The organism is Olivibacter jilunii (genome assembly GCF_900607235.1).
In the GTDB taxonomy this organism is placed as follows: domain Bacteria; phylum Bacteroidota; class Bacteroidia; order Sphingobacteriales; family Sphingobacteriaceae; genus Olivibacter; species Olivibacter oleidegradans.
In genome coordinates this window covers 199,690-218,089 of record NZ_LR027851.1, presented here as the reverse complement: position 1 = coordinate 218,089, position 18,400 = coordinate 199,690, and the positions used below count along the sequence as shown (strand labels likewise).

Sequence of the window (18,400 nt, the reverse complement as noted above, 5' to 3'; positions counted from 1 at the left end):
ACGGTTTCATTAACCAGAAATAGATATTACTGATTTGGGTAGTACAAGGTCAATCTTACCTGTTCTGTTGCTAAGTAGACGATTGGCTTAGCAGCGCATAATGATGTTGATTAGTAATGATCTCATGTTTGTGGGTTTGAATGTTAAAAAAAGACAATAAAGAGCCGTTACGCACAAAAATGCGTGTAGCTTTTTGCAATAATGATGGCTTTTATCGACTCCTATTGGTGTGTAATGTGTTGCTTAGACTGAAATAAGAATCGATTATTCTTTCTCTTAATATCCAGATCGTATAATAATGCAATGTTAGAAATCATCTCTTCAATATCCACATTTAAGGGCATAGATCCTGAAGCATCTCTCTTTAGTAACCTGTCATCTTTTAGGACGATTTCTACACCTTGAGTTGCTTTTAATACGGAAATCACTTCGTTAAGTGTGCTGTTGCTAAGTAATAGCTTGTGCTTTTGCCAAAGAAAAAACACATCGATGGCAACATCGTTTTTCAGCTGATAATCACGACTGTTTTTAGCCAGCATAAAATGCTGCCCCGGTTGCATCTCGATTTTATAACTGTCTTGTTTACTAATACATCGAAAATTGATTTTACCTTCGCGTAATGCTATCAAAGTTTGGTTTCTATTTTGCACATTGAATTCTGTGCCTAGGACCTCAATAGAGGTGCTGTCGGATACATGTACGCTAAACCGTTGATTGTTTTGCTTATGTACAACAACAAAGCTTGCCTCACCATTTAACCAAACTTCCCGGTGGGCGTTAAAATTTCTTTTACGATAATATAAACGGGAATGGCCATTTAATTTTACTTGCGATCCGTCGGGTAAATGAATCATTTTGATCTCGCCATAGCCTGTTGTATATGTTATGGTAGGACCTTTTTGTAAGAATACAAAGACCGCAAATAATAAAATAACAGTAGCGGCACACCAAAGCATTTGATTCGAAGGTTTATACTTCTTCGGCGACGATATATTTGCGCGTGTTTTGATCTGGAATAACATATCATTGCCAAGCGCTTGCTTTGTTTGTGCAGAAAGTGTTTCGGTATATGCTTTACAGTGATCTGCTGCATTATACCAAGCTTCAAAACGCCGGGACATCTGGTTTTCTTCTGCTCTATGTATGTTATTTTGATCCATTCGGGATGTAAATACAATTAATAGTAAATTTAACAGGCATAGTACCTCTACTTTTTTTTCGATTATTTTAACAAGATGGTAAATAATAGCCAAATGAAGTGTTTAAGCTCCTTCCTGATTACTTTAAGTGCTTTGATAATATGTTTTTCTACAGTACTGGTTGATATTTTTAGAACAGCAGCAATTTCAGGATAGGTTAACCCGCCTTCCTGCTTTAATTTATAGGCACGCCTGGTTTGATTAGGTAATTTTTCAATACTTTTTTTTAAGGCTTGATGTAGGTCGATGTAATTTATCCGCTCTTCTGTTAAATTGTTTGTTGAATGGGGCCCATGATGCTTATAGATGAATTGTCTATAACGGTCTTGTACCTGCTGTGATTTGTAGTAGTTGTATATTTTAAATTTTAAGGCCTGGTGTAAATATGACGAAAGGGAGGTATGAATTTGTATTACCTCTCTATTCTGCCACAATTCTGTAAACAATTCCTGTATGAATTCTTTAACAATTTCTTCGTCAGCAAATCTTTTATAGGCTTGATCAAAAAGTGCGGACCAATATTTATGATAAATCAGCTCGAAAGCTTTAGTATTGCCCGATTTTAGTTTTAGGAAGATATCGATGTCCGACATTTTCTTGTTTACTGACATAAAAATGGAATATTTCTTTTAAAAACATATCTTTTAGTCAGTTTAACGGGGTTTTTATCGGTTAGTTGACACGAATTTAATTTAATTGCCTTATAAAAGCAACAAATCTGTTTTCTTTTTTTACATTTTAATATCGATTATTGTTGATACAGGCCATCGAAAACGACTTGCAGATAGTAAAGGAGATGGCTTTTTATCTATTAATGGAATTTTGTTCAGTTCTTCTTTGCTAAATCTGCACGGACTTGAATGAAGTCAACGGATACCTCCTCGATTTCTGCAGCCTCCTCATCGGTTTTTCCTCTTATTTAAAATTAGCAATTCATTCCACTTTTCTCTACTTTTAAAGTAGATAAAGAAGGAAAACTGAAATAGTATTTGCTTAAGTCAGATCATATGAAAAGAATAACATTACTAATCGTATTGCTATGCATGCACGTCATCCTGCTTATGGCGCAATCGAAAAAACCTAATATTCTAATTATTCTGGCAGATGATCTGGGATGGGGAGATTTAGGATATCTGGGCGGCACCATCAAAACCCCTGTAATCGATCAGTTAGCAAAAGACGGAATTCGCTTAAACCGATTCTATACGGCGGCAGTCTGCTCTCCTACCCGTGCCGGACTGATGACCGGTCGTTATCCGGACAGGTTTGGTTTAAGAGAAACCGTTATTCCACCCTGGTCTAAATTTGGCGTGAACACTGACGAGACCTTTTTGCCCGAATATCTGGCTAAAGCAGGTTATAAGAACAGGGCAATTATCGGAAAATGGCATCTGGGACATGCCTCCTTAAAATATCATCCCTTACATAGGGGCTTCACCCATTTCTATGGTCATTTAAATGGAGCGATCGATTATTTTACGCATAAACGAGAGGGCGAATTAGATTGGCATAATGATTTTAATTCAAGCTATGATGAAGGTTACGCGACAGACTTACTTGCGGATGAGGCGGTAAAAAGGATTAGGCAGTACAGTCAGGAGGAAAACCCATTCTTTATGTACTTGGCTTTTAATGCGCCTCATGGGCCGTTTCAAGCAAAAGAAGAAGGCCTATTAAAACCTCGCGGAGAAGACGATCTTAAAAAGCAAACTTATGCAGCCATGGTCAGGAGTTTAGATGGGAACATTGGGAAGGTCTTAGAAATATTGAAAACATTGAACATAGAAGATAACACCATCGTTCTTTTCTTTAGTGACAACGGGTATGCCCCGGATTCTCCCGGGTCATCCGGAGAACTGAAAGGGTCTAAATTTACCGAATGGGAAGGCGGCGTAAGGGCACCGGCCATTATAAAATGGCCTGCAAAGTTAAAAGGAGGAAAGACTATGGAGCACGTAACCGGGTATGTAGACGTTTTACCAACCTTGCTGGATATAGCCGGAATTACAGAAGCACCCGAGAACCCGCTGGACGGAATAAGCATATACCCGGTATTAAATGGAAGCAAATCAGGCATACAGCGAGATTTTTACCTTGGGGAGGGAGCGCTGGTAAACAGTAATTGGAAATTAATAGAAGCTGGTAACAACTCAAGAATGAAATTACAAAAGGATGTTTTATTTAATATATCCCGAGATATAGGGGAAATAAAAGATTTAAAAGATACAGAAACCGCTATTTATAAAGATTTAAAAACAAAATTAGAAATGTATAATTCGATCAAAAGTTCGAAACAAGTTCCTCCCTATGGGCAGGGCAGAAAGGGATTTGTAGCACCAAAAGAGTGGGGTGTAAAAGAATAAGATCCATGTCGCTTTGTTTAATTAGGATTACCAACTACTGTTTTCGGCTTACGCCATTTCCACGGTGCAATGGGATTATGGTCATGCCATAGTCCTACCCTATTTAATCTGGCCTCTTGTTCGAGTTTTCCGATCGAACTAGCATATTCAATACGGATTCGGCTTTCGTCAAAGTCATATTTCATATCCATCTTTCGAGCTTGCTTTGCATATTTGCACTATTGCCGAGAGCGCCATAACAGGGTAAATACTTTAGCGGTAGCGCTGCAAAGATCTACCTTAGGAGAGATTACTTATGAAGAGTTGATGAAGGCTTCTTCATAGAAATATATCAACTTTTTAAAAAGAAAATGGTTTACTACAAAAAGGACTTCTTTAATAAATAATTAAGTATACAAAATAATAGCACCTTTGTATATATATGATAGAGCTTTTAAAAGGAGATATTACAAAACTTGAGGTGGATGCCATTGTAAACGCGGCTAATTCATCCTTGCTCGGTGGTGGTGGCGTTGACGGAGCTATCCATCGTGCGGGTGGCCCAGCGATATTGGAAGAATGCCAGCGCATCCGTGCAAAATAAGGAGGCTGTATGGTGGGCGAAGCCGTTATCACTACGGGTGGTAATCTCCCGGCGAAATTTGTGATTCATACAGTAGGTCCAACTTGGAATGGGGGCAAAAACAATGAAGAAGCGCTGCTCGCCTCAGCTTACAGAAGCAGTTTGGCATTAGCGGTTGAACATCAGCTCCAGTCGATCGCTTTTCCGAATATTAGTACAGGTGTCTATCGATTTCCCAAAGATCGGGCTGCCGAAATCGCAATTGATACCGTCAAGGAATTTCTCAACTTCAGTAGCGCAGAGATTAAAGTAACGTTTGTATGTTATGATGAGGAGAATTATTGGATTTATGAGGAGCTGATATAACTTTCCAAAGAAATCAATGAAAGAGACTTATCATATCAGTTATTTAAAAATTGCGCACAAAGGCAGTTCTTCGCATAGACAAGAAATATTAAGCAGCAAATTATGTGGCTGTTTTTATTGTAAAAAGACATACCCTCCATCTGAGATTTTCGAATGGATCAATGATATTAACGGCGAAACCGCGATCTGTCCGAAATGTGGGATAGATGCTGTTTTGAGTTCTAAATATCCTATTGAAGACAATAGATTCTTAAACGAGATGAATAGGTATTGGTTTTAATGGAGGGCTATTTTAAAAAACGGCAGTCAAAGCGTGATATCCGCTCAACCTCAACAGTTATTTAAGCTGATCTTCTGTTAGATTTGGTTAATTTTGACTAGAATTTTATAAGAAAGACGCCGGCTTATTTGTGAGGAGCCGGCAACATATTAAAATGTGTCCATTATAATGAATATTGTATCGAATAGGAGTTAAAGATGATAGTTACAGAAAGTGAAGTAATCAATATCATTCTAAACTGTAAACATGAGCCAAAAGTTGTTTTAATGTGCGGACTGTCAGGCTCGGGAAAAACGACATTCGCAAAGAAGCTAGAGGGTTATAATTTTCATAGGTTATCCATTGACGAAGAGATTTGGAATAACTATGGGAAATTTGGAATAGATTATGCCGAAGAAGAATATGAAAAACTGCAAGATTCAGCTGACAAAGCATTGTTTGTCAAATTTTTAGAACTCTTGAAATCCAAGCGAAACGTAGTTGTCGACTTTAGCTTCTGGCAAAAAGCAAAGCGTGATAGCTTTAAACAAATAGTAGAAAATAACAACGGAAAATGGTTTCTTATTTACATGAATACTCCTATTTCAACGATAAAGGCTAGACTGAAAAGTAGAAATAAAAGATTTGAGGCCAATGCAGCGTTTCCAATTACAACGTCAATCCTAAATAAATATCTGAGCACCTTTCAAATGCCTGACCAAGAGAACCAATTTGAAATAATCTCCAATACCGTAAATTAGGCAAAACTTTTGGTATGGAACTTCCGTTGGTTAATTTTTCCGTTAGTTCGTTATAGTTGTAACGATCGTTACTTGAAACAGGTGAACCGATTAGCTCAACGACGAGACGTTGGAAAGGTTAGAGAATAACAAACAACAGCTCCGAAAAAAATCGAGGCTTTTATTTAATCACTACCTTCAAAAATTGCTAATTCTTTGTTCACCTCATTTAATAGCTGTTGTTCTGTTAGTAAGTAAATTTTTATGTTGGTAGCAACATTTTGCTTTTGCCTTTTTGGCAATCGTGAGTTTTACCATGGCCTTTATATCTGTTATGGATCAACTTATAATCAATCTAGTACTTATTTATAGTTAGTTAAAAATACTTATTTACGGGTATTGTATCTAATAAGAATGTCTCTTTAGATTTGCGCTTTAGATTTGCGCTTTATATTAATCTATGTACGAGGCTCATCTTAGGCTGGCTTTTATTGATTGCGTCTACTTTTATTAGAAACTATTTTTGGGCTAAGTCAAAGGATCCAAATTGTATTTTCATGAAAACAAACAAAATAACGAACTTCTCCATTATAATATGCACACTATTTATACTTGCTGGACTGTCCGCCTGTAATAAAAGCGATGGCGATATTGGTGATTCTGCAGAGAAATACTTGATTTGTAAGCTAAATGGTAAAGAACATCGTTTTAACTATCATGCAAATGCCAATGATAAACCCGCTGAAGAAACCATACATTTTGTGGTAATTAGCGGCTGGGAAGAAGAGAATACAGCGACATCTCCCGGTTTTGGTATTGATTTGGTTTTACCGGAGGGCGCAGAAGAAAAGACCTATTCGGTAGCTGGTGGAAGCACTCCAGAGCTGGATGGTCAGTACTATATACAGCATGCTAAGGATGGAAAGACTTGGACCACTGTATATAGTGGCGGCAGAAGCACGGGTACCGAATTTACACTTAACATCACAAGCTTGACAGATTGGGGCGTAAAAGGAACCTTTTCGGGAAAATTAAGGCTATCCGGCGGTGATGAATACATAACCGTAACTGATGGAAAGTTTTCGGCTCCTTACAATGGTAATTAACTTTATGAAAATCATTTTAGACAAAGTCTATCAATAATTTCTGTATGAGCAGGATACCTGTCAATTAACTTATCTTTTTCTCCAAGCTCGAATTCTGAGAATTCAAAACCTGGAGCAACCACGCAGCTTGAAAGAGAAAAACCGCGGCGGGTGGGAATTTCCGCAGCAAACCATGCCCCAGCTTCGATGATTACAGATAATGACCCTGTCTCATTAATGGAGAGTTCCTTCCTTTCATATTGGCCATCTGGTCTGAGGATATGAATGTGAAGTGGGGAACCCACATGAAAGTACCATATTTCGTCTGATTGAAGTTTATGAAAACTGGAAAAATCAGCATTTTGTAGCAGGTAATGGATGGAAGTGCACGAATTTTTTAGTTGACTTTCTCCCTTCCTTGTTACTTGCTGCTCCGAGCGGAAGACTTCATTGTAATATCCTCCTTCTGGGTGTGGTTTTAATCTTAAATGATTTATCCAGTAATCTGCTTGTGTCGAATTCATGCTCATCTTAATTTTAGTAATATGCTAATGTTGGTGTAAAAATACTTTTTTCGACGAAAATCATAAGTCTCACCGGCTTCCACTTCCTTATAATCATCATTTCATTTTCTATTGTAACTACCGTTCCGGTAGAACCACTAAAGCCTATTGTTCGCAACTTAAACAACATACTGTTCATCGACCTTATATCGGAGAACAACAAAGCCGTTTTCTAAACGGCTTTGTTGCAGCAAATCATTCTTTGTATTTTATAAAGGTTGCCCTGATTTTCTTTTCTTTTAAATCCATAGTGGTACTACTTCCAACAACGGTTGTTTTGTTCTTCTTTTTTTCATTTACGCTACCACCAGTTGAACTGGAGGTTCCAAGAACCTCTTCTTCAATCGAAAAAATGATACCATCAGCTCCTTTTTCTTTTGCCAAGTCGATAATTTTCTGCTGTGTTTTTTCCAATGAGCGAAAACCTTTTGCAAGCTCAGTTTTCCCCATAACCGTGTATTCCTTTTCAACATCGGCAGGATCATAAAACTCATCGACATTTTTTGTAGCCGTGTAGGTTTTTCCGAAATACTTTTGTGCATACGACATGTTAAAAAAGAAGAATCCCAAAAAGACGCTTAAAATTGCTTTTTTCATTTTTCTTAAATTTTGTGTTAATCTTAAGGCACAAAAGTAAACCTCCTCTCCATCGAGAACGGTTACTTTTTTGGTGAAGTGATTAAAGTTTAGCATAGAGTGGCGGATTGACACAGCAAACTGTAAAAGCGCAACGATACCTCGAGGAGTAACTTAGCCGATGGAGAAATCGTTAGTTAATAATCTAACCACGATTTAAATAAAGGAGCTTTGGTTCTACTTACGATAACCTCGTCTGTACTGTCTTTTATGTGAAGCTTTAATTTGCCATTGAAAAAATTATAGACCTTTTCAATGGAGTTGACGTGAATGATGTATTGGCGGTTCGCCCTAAAAAAAAACCTCGGATCCAGTTCCTGCTCCAATGTTTCCAGGGTCTGCGGAACTACCACTCTTTCTCCGTTCATTAGATTGGCAAAACTGACGTTCATATGCGCATAAAAAAAAGCAATGTCCTCGACTTGAATCTTCCTATAACCATCACGATATGGAAGAAGAAAACGTGCGCGGTATACTTTCGGCTGGATATGGTTAAGTAACCCTTCGATTAATGCATACTGCTGGTATGGCTGCTGTACGGTGTTTTCAAATTTTAGAATGGCAGCTTCCAACTCATCCTTTTCTATAGGTTTGAGCAGATAATCCACACTATTATATTTGAATGCCTTAACTGCATATTCGTCGTACGCTGTTGTAAATATGACCGGGCATTTCACGTCTGTTAGGTTAAAAATCTCAAAACTTAGGCCATCTGCCAGTTGAATATCCATGATAATCAAATCAGGATTATCGTTGTCGGCAAGCCAATCCACGGTCTTTTTAACGCTGGGCAAGACATTGACAATCTCGATTTGTGGTCTTATTTTGCGCATTAACCGTTGGATTCGTTCGGCATTTAGCTTTTCATCCTCGAGGATCAATATTTTTCTTATTGTATGCTTCATGTGATAAGGGGTACTTTTACCGTAAAAGTTTTATCGCTTTGCTCCACAGAGGGCACTCTGTCGCTCAATAGCGCATAGCGACTGATGATATTTTTTAAACCTATGCCTGTAGAATGAGGCTTTTTTATCAAAGGCAATAGGGAATTGGATACCACCAACTCGTCCTGGTCATTGGAATAAATATGGACGACCAAGGGATCTTCCTCCTCTGTACGATTATACTTTAGTGCATTTTCGATGAAGATTTGAAGTGTGATAGGTGGAATCAACATGTTAAGCTTCGATTCATCAATATTGATCTGAAAGACGCTCCCACTCCCCATGCGATTGTGAATAAGAAAGAGATAGGCATCTAGAAATTTAAGTTCTTCGGACAAAGGAACTAACTTCTTTTTCGAGTTGACCAATAGATACCGATAAACTTTTGTAAAATTTTCCGTATAGGCGTACCCTAACTGTTGGTCTTTTAGTATTAATTCTGAAAGCACGCTCAGGTTATTGAATACAAAATGTGGATCAAGTTGTAACTTTAAGGCTTGCAGCTCAATCTCAGCTGCTAGTTGTTTGTGCTCTGCAGCTTTTATTTTATAGGCTGCGGCCGTCATTGTGGCTGTCTTCCAATTGACAAGTAAATAATATCCTGTGTTTAAACCGCTGACCATTAGCGCCCACAGTATGACCGCGATAACCGTATATAACCCTTCTCTTAGGCCTACATAAGGTGACTGATTAGTATTTTGTTTACCAAACACATAATAAAGAAAAACCAAACATATGATGAGGAACAGGGTGCCTAAGATGTGTAATAGTGTTTGGACCAGTAAGCGCCTTATAGGATGAGTTATCCATGATATTTTCTTATTTAATATGTGATCGATAAAGAGACTTAACTCTACGATTACCAAACAAAATACTAAATTGATCAACACGTCAATGACGAGCGAGAAAATTGGCATGCCGAAATAACTTTTCCAATAGGCATAGGGAAATATAGTGAACGAAGTTACATATGAACAAATAAAAGTAAACGCAACCAGAATAAACCGCTTTGCCTTACTTTTTCCTTTTACATGAACTGTTTCTTCTTGATTGCGCATCATTTTTAAAAGACAGAAAACCAAATTACCATTTACTTCTTGAATAAAACGATTGTCTTGTTGAAATATATTTCGCAAAGCAAGCATCTTTTGAACAAATTTTTAAATGCAATGAATTGAAGTGTCTGAATAGTGTATTGAAATGACTTTCAGCTTTATTAAAGCGAAATACTGAGCGTTGATCTTGATAGATGCCTTTAAAGGTCTGCTTACCTTTTGTTTACTACTACAATAATCAGGAGAAATCGAAACAGACCGAAAGGCCCCCGATTGCTATGTTCGGTTTCAGGAATGGAGTATATTGTATCTTACCCTACCTACTTAAGAAAAGGAGCTTGCAAAATATCTGTTAAAAAGACCGGATAAAAAGTTGAAAGAAAATTTGCGAAACCGAAAAGTTGCACATATATTTGCAACCAATTGGTTTCTTAATTTAATAAAAAAATGAGAAGGGATGTTTTCCAAGCTATAGCCGACCCAACAAGAAGGGCTATCATAACGTTAATTGCCATACAGGCCATGACACCTAATGCGATTGCCGAGCATTTCGACACAACTCGCCAGTCGGTTTCCAAGCACCTGCGCATCTTGACAGAATGCGAACTCATAAAACATGAACAAAGAGGCAGAGAAATCTATTATCAGCTTGAGATTGATAAAATGAAAGAAATAGACAAATGGCTGGAACACTTCCGAAAAATCTGGGAAAACCGCTTTGATAATCTCGATAAATTATTGGCAAAAATGCAAAATAAGTAACCGATGGAAAACAGAAACAACTGAGCACAAATGACGAGAGCGGTAAAAGTGCTGATTGACCTCATTCGGAGTGTGTGAAAGAGTTAAAAAAGATGGATTTAATAGATTTTGAACGACGCAAAAAATATTTTGAACATAAAAATGGAAATCATGAACAGCAATTTATTATTTGACTTCACCGTCAACAAGGAAAACATGACAATCGAAATCAAACGTGAATTTAATGCCAGCTTAAAATTAGTCTGGCAAGCGTGGACAACCCCGGAATTACTCGACCAATGGTGGGGACCACAACCTTGGAGGGCCGAAACGAAGACGATGGATTTTCGGGTAGGTGGCTTTTGGCTTTACGCTATGGTAAGTCCTGAAGGCGAAAGGCATTACGCTAGAACGAATTTCATTTCTATTGTAACAGAAAAATCATTTGCGTCGAAAGGCGGATTCAGTGATGAAAACGGCACGATAAATCCTGCATTTCCCGTAAATTTATGGGAGAACAATTTTATAGAAGTGGGTGATAAGGTCCGTGTAGACATGTTACTGACCTATGATTCACTTGCCGATCTCGAAACGGAAATTGAGATGGGCTTTAAAGAAGGAATGACCGTAGATTTTCAGCAGTTGGATGAATTGTTATTGACCTTAACAAAGTAAGCGAATTAGCTTATAGCAAACCGGCAACTTGATTTTCTCGTATTTCTCAACCTACTGCTATCAAAGAGGACGCGTGTTGATTTTAATACGATAAAAAATTCATCTTTAAGTAAAACGACACGTTGCGTATTTGCTTTAATCAGATGTAATGATAGGACAAACAAAAGCAACATCTTGCGTGATTCAGGATGTTGCTTTATCGAACACCTTGGTTATGGTGCTGGAACAGGCATGTTGTTGTCACTCAAGGACCATGACTACGTCACAACCTTCTCCTGCAGCTCGGACAGATAGTATGATATCGCGTTCATTAAGCCTTATTGTACCTATCTCTATTAAAAACTCTTTACAAATTGTCTGACAGGTTCTATCGTGAACTTTGTTTTAATCGCATTAGTCATCTTTCAATATATAATATTTCTCAAGTTTTCATATTAAATTGTATACCATATTTAGGTTGTTTTATGGCTATCTTAGATAAAAACCTTATGAAAGCCAAATTTAACCTACCTCCACCCGGAATCAGACGTCTTCTTCTCGTTATTGGAGTTGTCCTTTGGATATCGCTTTTTGTATGGACTATTTCTGTGCGAAAAGAATTTTTGGTGGTAATCGTCATGCCAACCTTTTTCACTTTATTATATGGAATCTTAGCGGCCGTTGGCTTATGGATCTACGATGTTTTTTCTAAGGAGTAACTAGTTCGAAGCCAGCTTGTTCATTTGAAAAATCTTAAAGGATTTATTAGTCTATGAACGATTGCGACGCAAACCTTAAAATGCGCTACTTGATGGTACAGCCAAATATCATTCTAATGATGTAGAAGTTTCTATCTCCGGTTATATAATTGTTTTACGGGAATCGACGACATCGGCACCGAAGAACGGGTAAAAGCAAATATAAACCGAATGAGGTTGTTAATTATAACAAGAAACGCCTTATCGATTTTTTGGCTTAGATCTATTTTGCTTCTTTTATCTAAATTCGTTTTTGTTCGACCGGGGATGTTTCTCTGAAAGAAAGCTACGAAATCACCCGATCATCATTTGACTTATAAAAAGATTATTATGGCAAAAAGTAAATTACTGCGGATGGATAATATCGGCATTGTGGTAGAATCCCTCGATGAGACCATTTCATTCTTCGAAGAGCTTGGCTTAGAGCTCGAAGGGCGAGCCACGATTGAAGGGGAATGGGCAGGCCGCATTACGGGACTTGGCAACCAGCATGTAGAGGTTGCCGTGATGGTCACACCTGACGGTCATAGCCGCCTTGAAATTTCACGTTTTCTCAGACCAGCCGTCATCTCCGACCATCGGACCGCTCCTGTGAACGCATTTGGTTATTTACGGGCTATGTTTACCGTAGACGACATCGATGAATTACTCATTAGGCTACGACGGCACGGCGCTGAGCTTGTCGGCGAAGTAGTCCAGTATGAAAACAGCTATAGACTGTGCTATATCCGCGGACCGGAAGGACTTCTCATAGGATTGGCCGAACAACTTGATAATAAGTAAGAAGGAGATCTCAACTATTCCGTCTAATGAATAATTTGAGTTTGAGAGCGGGAAAGCAATGCTAATGCGAGTCAGTATAATTGATAGCAAAACGGTCGATATTGGGAATGGAACAGCGAACAGCTTTGTGGGGTTAAGGAAATCCTGTGCGAAACCGAACAGTATGCGTCCGATTTCGCACAGGACTTTTATTTTATTTAAGCATAAAAATATGATTTACAATCACTTAGTTTTATGGAAGTATTTTGGTAAGGTATTTATTGAATAATTGAATTTAACCAATACTGTATATATTGGACAATAAGACTAATGATCTAAAACATACCAATTATTATCCAGATAACTAAAGCGTTATTAAATACAGAGATTATGCTGAAAAATTATTTCAAAATCGCTTGGCGAAATATATTTCGATATAAAGCTAACAGTCTGTTCAACCTGCTGGGGCTAGCCTTGGGCATCGTATGTACGCTATTTTTAACATTATATATTAAAGAGGAGCTCAATTATGACAAATCATTCCCAAAACACGACCGTATTTACAGAATGGTATATACGGAATGGTCTAAATCCGCTCCACCTTTAGCTGAGGGATTAAAAAATTATTTCCCTGAAATAGAGCGAACAACACGCTTCGCACAGGCCGGAACTAACGTCGCGCGCACAAATGATAACAACCAGATGGAAATAGAGGGTTTCTATACCGATAGTTCCACAGTCCATATGTTTGATTTAAACAGCATTATCGGAAATGCTTTTCAAGCATTGAAAGAACCTTCCACGATCGTACTAACCAAATCTGTTGCTAAAAAGCTGTTTGGTAAAAAGAACCCTTTAGGAGAACAATTGATCTTTCAGGACGAGGAAGCTTTTCGGGTTAAAGCGGTGATAGATGACTTACCCGAAAACACCCATCTTAAGTTTGATTTTCTTGTCTCCATGCCCACTTTTATGTCGCTTGTTGAAAAAACTTATCCAGGATGGACGCAAAGCAAGGGATGGATGTTTGGGTGGACCTATGTGCAGCTTAACCATAAGGAGTCTATTAAACGTATTAAGCGAGACTTGACGCAATTTTATGTAAACTACCTAAAAGGAGAGGCTAGTGATGAACAAATAGCGGAATTTGCACAGAGTGCTCGGGTACAAGCACTCACTGATATTCATCTTAAATCGAATTTAGCGCAAGAATTGAGCCCAAACGGTAGCATGACTTATATCTATATTTTTATTGCTATTGAAGCGCTTGTTTTGCTTATGGCCTGTGTCAATTTCATTAATTTATTCACCACACAAGCATTAAAGCGCTTAAAAGAAGTCGGCGTCAGAAAAATTGTAGGCGCTAGCCGAAAACAGCTCATTCTGCAGTTTCTGTTAGAGGCCTTCTTACTCACCTTCATTTCTACCCTGCTAGCTGTTGTGTTATATTGGCTGATCCTTCCATTTTATAACCAATTAACGGGCAAATCCAATACGCTTTCGGATATCATGCAACACGGAAATTTATCAATTATACTAGCGATCCTTTTTACAATCACCTTAATTTCAGGATTATTTCCCTCTTTGTTTGCGTCTTCTTTCCTACCGGTAAAAGCTTTGAAATCGATTAAAACACCAAATACAACGGCAGTATACGTCAGGAAGTCTCTTGTTGTATTTCAATTTATCATAGCAGGCTTGTTGATTACTTCAACTTTATTGATTTATCAACAAATGCAATATTTTAGAAACAAAGAATTGGGATTTGATAAAGACCAAGTCATTGTGGCCAAATTATACGGAGATTTTAAAAAGACCTTAGAAAGTAACTCTTCGTTATTACAAACTGAGTTTCTCGCTAATCCAAATATTCTATCCGTCGCCAGAACAGCAAACATAATCGGCGACCCCCTGAGCGTTGAGTTTATTGCTCCTACTAAAAACCCGGAAAATAAGGACTTTGGAACTTTAAAAGTCGTTCGCGTAGATGATAATTTTTTGAACGCTCTTAATATTACGTTGAAAGAAGGTCGAAACTTTTCAAAAGCATTTGGTGACTCAAGTGCTTTTATTCTCAACGAACAAGCCGTAGCGAAACTTGAACTCGAAAACCCGGTTAACCAGTCGCTCACGAATCACACAATTGAAAGACAAGGCAATATTGTGGGTGTTATTAAAGACTTTAATTTTGAATCCTTACACCATCAAATTGAACCGCTTGTATTGGAATATGCACCTCAAAAAACAGGTACCATGCTCATTAAAATAAGGGGAGGAAACGTCGAAAGTACGCTTGCTTTCCTTCAAAAGAAAGTGAGGCAAATAGCTCCCAACACCTTATTCTCCTACACTTTTTTAGATGAAAAGGTGAATTCTCTTTACAAGAAGGAAAATACAATGACATCTATTGTGTTGGCATTTACATTGCTTGGAATCATAATCTCGTGTTTGGGGCTATTAGGCCTTATTGGTTATACAGCTGAAATTCGGACGAAAGAAATTGGAATTCGCAAAATAATAGGTGCAAGCATCCAAAACTTGGTAACGCTTTTATCGGTAGATGTACTATTGATGGTTATTATCGGCAATGTGATCGCCTGGCCGCTAACTTGGTATTTTATTCATCAATGGCTTGAAAATTTTGCCTATAAGAGTCCAATCAGTTGGTGGACATTTGCTATATCATTACTGATCACCTTCATTATCGCTTTTACAACGGTTATTTGGCATTGCTTAAAAACCGCTTTTGCCAATCCGATACACGCTTTAAGAAATGAATAAACTTTAAGAATAACTACATTTATAGTACTTAACCAAGTTTTTTTCTCAACCATTTCCGCACAGGCTCGTCATACCATTTCAGGGCGACATAAGCCAAAACGATGGAGCCGCATAAAATAAGTAAGGCGTATGGCCAGGCCTGTAGAATGGTTACCCCCTTATTGTTACTGATCCAAGCAACATAAAAGTAAACAAAGGGATAATGCACCAGATAAAGTGGATACGAGATGTCGCCAAGAAATTTACATAGCTTACGTTCCGTTTTTGTAGAAACAATGCCACTAGCACCCAGATATACAATAAGGGGAAAAACGAAGATGATACATACAGATTCATAAACACCGTTCAGCCAAAGATGTTCCGCGCCACCAATCCGTGGCATATACAGTACCGTGGCTACTAAAATACTGCACCATGTAAAGGCGTTCCGGATGCGGGTTAATTTCGCTACACGGGAAAGTAACAAGCCTGCAAAAAAGGGATATATTGTTCGGGTAATCCCGATGCGCATGTGTTCGGCATTCAACGTCCAGCCGCCGCTTACATCACCTTTGGGGCTGGTAATAGCAAAATGAGCAAGTGCTACTGCTGCTATGAAAACAAAAACCGCTAATGCCTTATTTGAGAATTTTCTTACTATCGTGGCATAAAGGATGTTAGCAATATATTCAAAAAATAAAGACCAACCGACACTGTTGAGCGGATGCATTTCCTCCCAACCTCGAATATCGAGAGCTAATGGTACCGGTAATATTGTATATCCTATCAGCATGACCAGAAGTAACTTCCACAAGGGAACCGTATGGATAAGTGGCCAGATTGCCGAATCGGTAAAATAGAATCCGATCGCTCCGAGGGTCATTCCCAGAATTACCAAAGGGTGAAGTCGTTCGACCCGACGTTTTAAGAAGCTTCCGAGCGTCATTTTATGCCAACGATCGTCATAAGCATAGCCGATCACAAAACCTGATAACAGAAAGAAAAAATCAACGGCCAGATAACCATGGTTCACAAGGTTGTCCAGATTTCCGGTCGACAGGGGTTCGCTCAAGTGAAAAGTAACTACAATTATGGCTGCAATGCCTCGTAAACCGTCTAATATAGGGTAATGGGGTTTTGTGAAAAGATTATTGTTATTCATTGATTTTGGGAATAGAAACTAATATCGGCCATTAGTGAGCTGCTAAAATTAGATAAAAGGGATCACCGGATCTTACAAGATCTTATCAAAGTTCAGACATATTGTCTCATTTTGAATGGCATGCGAATAGCTCTCAGGCCGAATAGAAGAGACCATGAGAACCCAATGACATTAGCCACAAAAAATAGCCTGAAGTTATGATTGCATCCAGCAGAAATTCTTTAAATTTTAAAACAATTGTTTCAAAAATATTTTATCTTTGTTTCATCATGGCAAGATTGATAGAATTTGATGAAGAACAAGCCATACAGAAGGCAATGGAAGTCTTCTGGAAAAAAGGTTATGCGGCTACTTCTATGCGCGACTTAACTGATGCTATGCAAATTAATAGTAGCAGTCTTTATAACACAATAGGCGATAAACATCGCTTGTTTGTTAGGTGTATCAAGCATTATATAAAAATGCGAATTGATGCGGTTGAGCAGCGTTATATAAGTTTCGCCTCGCCGATCCAGGCTCTTGAAAGCTTTATTAAAGATGCAGCAGACATCATTACGACTGAACCGAACAGCTGCCTGTGCGTAAAGGCAACTTTTGAAATAGAAGGGGACGACCCGGAAATACAGGCGATCATAACATCCTATGATAATTTTACACACCGGTTTTTGAAAGATTTAGTAGAAAAAGCACAAAGCCAGCATCAGATTGGTCAAAACGAGAACGCAGATACTGTTGCGGATTATCTTGTTAGTACATTTATCGGTTGGTACAATTCATTCATTTTACATCAAGATCGAAATAAAATTTTAAATATGGCAGATTTTATCATTCGCCAATTAAGGTGTTAAATTTTTTTGACTTATTTTAAAACAAACGTTTCAAAATTAATATAAACATTCAATTCAAGTATTCATTATGAACAGTTTTTTAGAAGGACAGATTGCCTTGGTAACAGGCGGTACAAAAGGTATCGGAAAAGCGATTGCGGACAAATTAGGCGACGGAGGCGCTCAAATTATTGTAACTGCCAGAACCGAACCGACGGAAAATCCAAACGGGTATTATTTTATTGCTGCCGATCTTGCTCAACCCGAAAGTGCAAACATCGTCGCAAAAGAAATTTTGGATAAATATGGAAAAATCGACATTATCGTGAATAATGCTGGAGGTAATCTGGGACCTGGTGGCGGTTTCAGCACACTTTCGGACGAGCATTGGAACAATGAATTACAATTGAACTTGATGTCCGCCGTCCGTATTAACAAAGCATTATTGCCGACTATGATTGAACAGCAAAGTGGTGTAATTATCAACATTTCCACTTATGTTGCACAACAGCCGATTTGGGATATTACAATGACTTATTCTGTAGCCAAAGCGGCATTAAATGCATACAGTAAAGCATTGGCGAACGAAGTTGGCTCAAAAGGTATACGTGTAAACACTGTTTCACCCGGAGCAGTGAGAACTCAATTGATGCAGGACTTTATTGAAAATTTAGCAAAGTCATCAAATACAACGGTAGATGAAGCCTTTAAACTCGTTATGAGCAAAATTGGGGATATTCCGTTGGGCAGAATGGCTACCCCCGAAGAAATTGCTAATTTGGTGAGGTTCCTTGCGTCTCCGGAAGCACAATATATCACAGGTTCCAATTACCTGGTTGACGGCGGCGTTAGTTCGGCAATATGATTTAACCGTTATCTTCCTGCCCGCTTGGTTGCGGGCAGGGATATGTTGGACTCAGTTTAGCAAATTGCAAAATATAGGCTTCCAGCCCTTTCATAGCAG

Annotated in this window: 18 protein-coding genes and 1 pseudogene; 11 read left to right on the top strand and 8 right to left on the bottom strand. The window is 38.3% G+C overall.

Annotated elements, in window-relative coordinates; genetic code table 11:
• Positions 1-221: 221 nt before the first annotated feature.
• The gene (locus E0E36_RS14830) at positions 222-1,160 is read right to left on the bottom strand and encodes a FecR family protein (RefSeq protein ID WP_130856579.1); all 939 of its coding nucleotides are present in this window, start codon (positions 1,158-1,160) and stop codon (positions 222-224) included.
• Between the two features lie 62 nt (positions 1,161-1,222).
• Positions 1,223-1,810 (bottom strand): RNA polymerase sigma-70 factor, encoded by a 588-nt coding sequence (locus E0E36_RS14825; RefSeq protein ID WP_130856578.1) that lies wholly within the window; start codon positions 1,808-1,810, stop codon positions 1,223-1,225.
• Positions 1,811-2,206: 396 nt separating this feature from the next.
• Between E0E36_RS14825 and E0E36_RS14820 the strand changes: the two genes are divergently transcribed.
• Positions 2,207-3,562 carry an arylsulfatase B gene (locus E0E36_RS14820; RefSeq protein ID WP_130856577.1) on the top strand — a complete coding sequence of 452 codons (1,356 nt, stop codon included), beginning with the start codon at positions 2,207-2,209 and terminating at the stop codon, positions 3,560-3,562.
• Positions 3,563-3,579: 17 nt separating this feature from the next.
• Here the strand turns inward: E0E36_RS14820 and E0E36_RS27790 are convergent, their stop codons facing one another.
• Positions 3,580-3,753: a hypothetical protein gene (locus E0E36_RS27790; protein ID WP_157622304.1), complete on the bottom strand. Its 174-nt coding sequence runs from the start codon at positions 3,751-3,753 to the stop codon at positions 3,580-3,582.
• Positions 3,754-3,983: 230 nt separating this feature from the next.
• On the opposite strand from E0E36_RS27790, the pseudogene E0E36_RS14810 reads away from it, so the two are divergent.
• The 3 genes and pseudogenes from E0E36_RS14810 (at position 3,984) to E0E36_RS14795 (ending at position 6,595) form a co-directional block, all read left to right on the top strand.
• A pseudogene (locus E0E36_RS14810) lies at positions 3,984-4,490 on the top strand (O-acetyl-ADP-ribose deacetylase).
• A gap of 477 nt (positions 4,491-4,967) precedes the next feature.
• Positions 4,968-5,510, top strand: a complete 543-nt coding sequence (locus E0E36_RS14800) for a P-loop nucleotide/nucleoside kinase family protein (RefSeq protein ID WP_130856576.1) — start codon at positions 4,968-4,970, stop codon at positions 5,508-5,510.
• 536 nt (positions 5,511-6,046) lie between these two features.
• Entirely contained in the window at positions 6,047-6,595 is a 549-nt protein-coding gene (locus tag E0E36_RS14795) for a hypothetical protein (RefSeq protein ID WP_242627230.1), read from the top strand.
• 11 nt (positions 6,596-6,606) lie between these two features.
• Here E0E36_RS14795 and E0E36_RS14790 read toward each other — a convergent pair whose 3' ends face one another.
• From E0E36_RS14790 to E0E36_RS14775, 4 genes are all read right to left on the bottom strand, one after another.
• The gene (locus E0E36_RS14790) at positions 6,607-7,098 is read right to left on the bottom strand and encodes a cupin domain-containing protein (protein ID WP_165446998.1); all 492 of its coding nucleotides are present in this window, start codon (positions 7,096-7,098) and stop codon (positions 6,607-6,609) included.
• A 234-nt stretch (positions 7,099-7,332) separates the two neighbouring features.
• Complete coding sequence (locus E0E36_RS14785) at positions 7,333-7,734, bottom strand: hypothetical protein (protein WP_130856574.1); 402 nt, start codon at positions 7,732-7,734, stop codon at positions 7,333-7,335.
• A gap of 176 nt (positions 7,735-7,910) precedes the next feature.
• Entirely contained in the window at positions 7,911-8,678 is a 768-nt protein-coding gene (locus tag E0E36_RS14780) for a LytR/AlgR family response regulator transcription factor (RefSeq protein WP_130856573.1), read from the bottom strand.
• Positions 8,675-9,853, bottom strand: a complete 1,179-nt coding sequence (locus tag E0E36_RS14775; protein ID WP_165446997.1) for a sensor histidine kinase — start codon at positions 9,851-9,853, stop codon at positions 8,675-8,677. Before E0E36_RS14775 ends, E0E36_RS14780 begins: the two co-directional genes overlap by 4 nt.
• Positions 9,854-10,219: 366 nt before the next feature.
• On the opposite strand from E0E36_RS14775, the gene E0E36_RS14770 reads away from it, so the two are divergent.
• The 5 genes from E0E36_RS14770 to E0E36_RS14750 all read left to right on the top strand — a co-directional run bounded on the left by E0E36_RS14770 (position 10,220) and on the right by E0E36_RS14750 (position 15,468).
• On the top strand, positions 10,220-10,534 hold the full coding sequence (locus E0E36_RS14770; protein ID WP_013668221.1) for an ArsR/SmtB family transcription factor: 315 nt from the start codon (positions 10,220-10,222) through the stop codon (positions 10,532-10,534).
• Positions 10,535-10,684: 150 nt separating this feature from the next.
• Entirely contained in the window at positions 10,685-11,188 is a 504-nt protein-coding gene (locus E0E36_RS14765) for an SRPBCC family protein (RefSeq protein WP_130856571.1), read from the top strand.
• Between the two features lie 488 nt (positions 11,189-11,676).
• Positions 11,677-11,886: a hypothetical protein gene (locus tag E0E36_RS14760; protein ID WP_130856570.1), complete on the top strand. Its 210-nt coding sequence runs from the start codon at positions 11,677-11,679 to the stop codon at positions 11,884-11,886.
• A gap of 369 nt (positions 11,887-12,255) precedes the next feature.
• Entirely contained in the window at positions 12,256-12,708 is a 453-nt protein-coding gene (locus tag E0E36_RS14755; RefSeq protein ID WP_130856569.1) for a VOC family protein, read from the top strand.
• A gap of 369 nt (positions 12,709-13,077) precedes the next feature.
• Positions 13,078-15,468, top strand: coding sequence for an ABC transporter permease (locus E0E36_RS14750; RefSeq protein ID WP_130856568.1), 2,391 nt, complete (start codon positions 13,078-13,080; stop codon positions 15,466-15,468).
• Positions 15,469-15,496: 28 nt separating this feature from the next.
• Here E0E36_RS14750 and E0E36_RS14745 read toward each other — a convergent pair whose 3' ends face one another.
• Positions 15,497-16,609: an acyltransferase family protein gene (locus tag E0E36_RS14745; protein WP_130856567.1), complete on the bottom strand. Its 1,113-nt coding sequence runs from the start codon at positions 16,607-16,609 to the stop codon at positions 15,497-15,499.
• 269 nt (positions 16,610-16,878) lie between these two features.
• On the opposite strand from E0E36_RS14745, the gene E0E36_RS14740 reads away from it, so the two are divergent.
• Both E0E36_RS14740 and E0E36_RS14735 read left to right on the top strand, forming a co-directional pair.
• Positions 16,879-17,457, top strand: a complete 579-nt coding sequence (locus E0E36_RS14740) for a TetR/AcrR family transcriptional regulator (RefSeq protein WP_041388747.1) — start codon at positions 16,879-16,881, stop codon at positions 17,455-17,457.
• Positions 17,458-17,524: 67 nt separating this feature from the next.
• Complete coding sequence (locus tag E0E36_RS14735) at positions 17,525-18,301, top strand: SDR family oxidoreductase (RefSeq protein ID WP_130856566.1); 777 nt, start codon at positions 17,525-17,527, stop codon at positions 18,299-18,301.
• Positions 18,302-18,400: the final 99 nt, after the last annotated feature.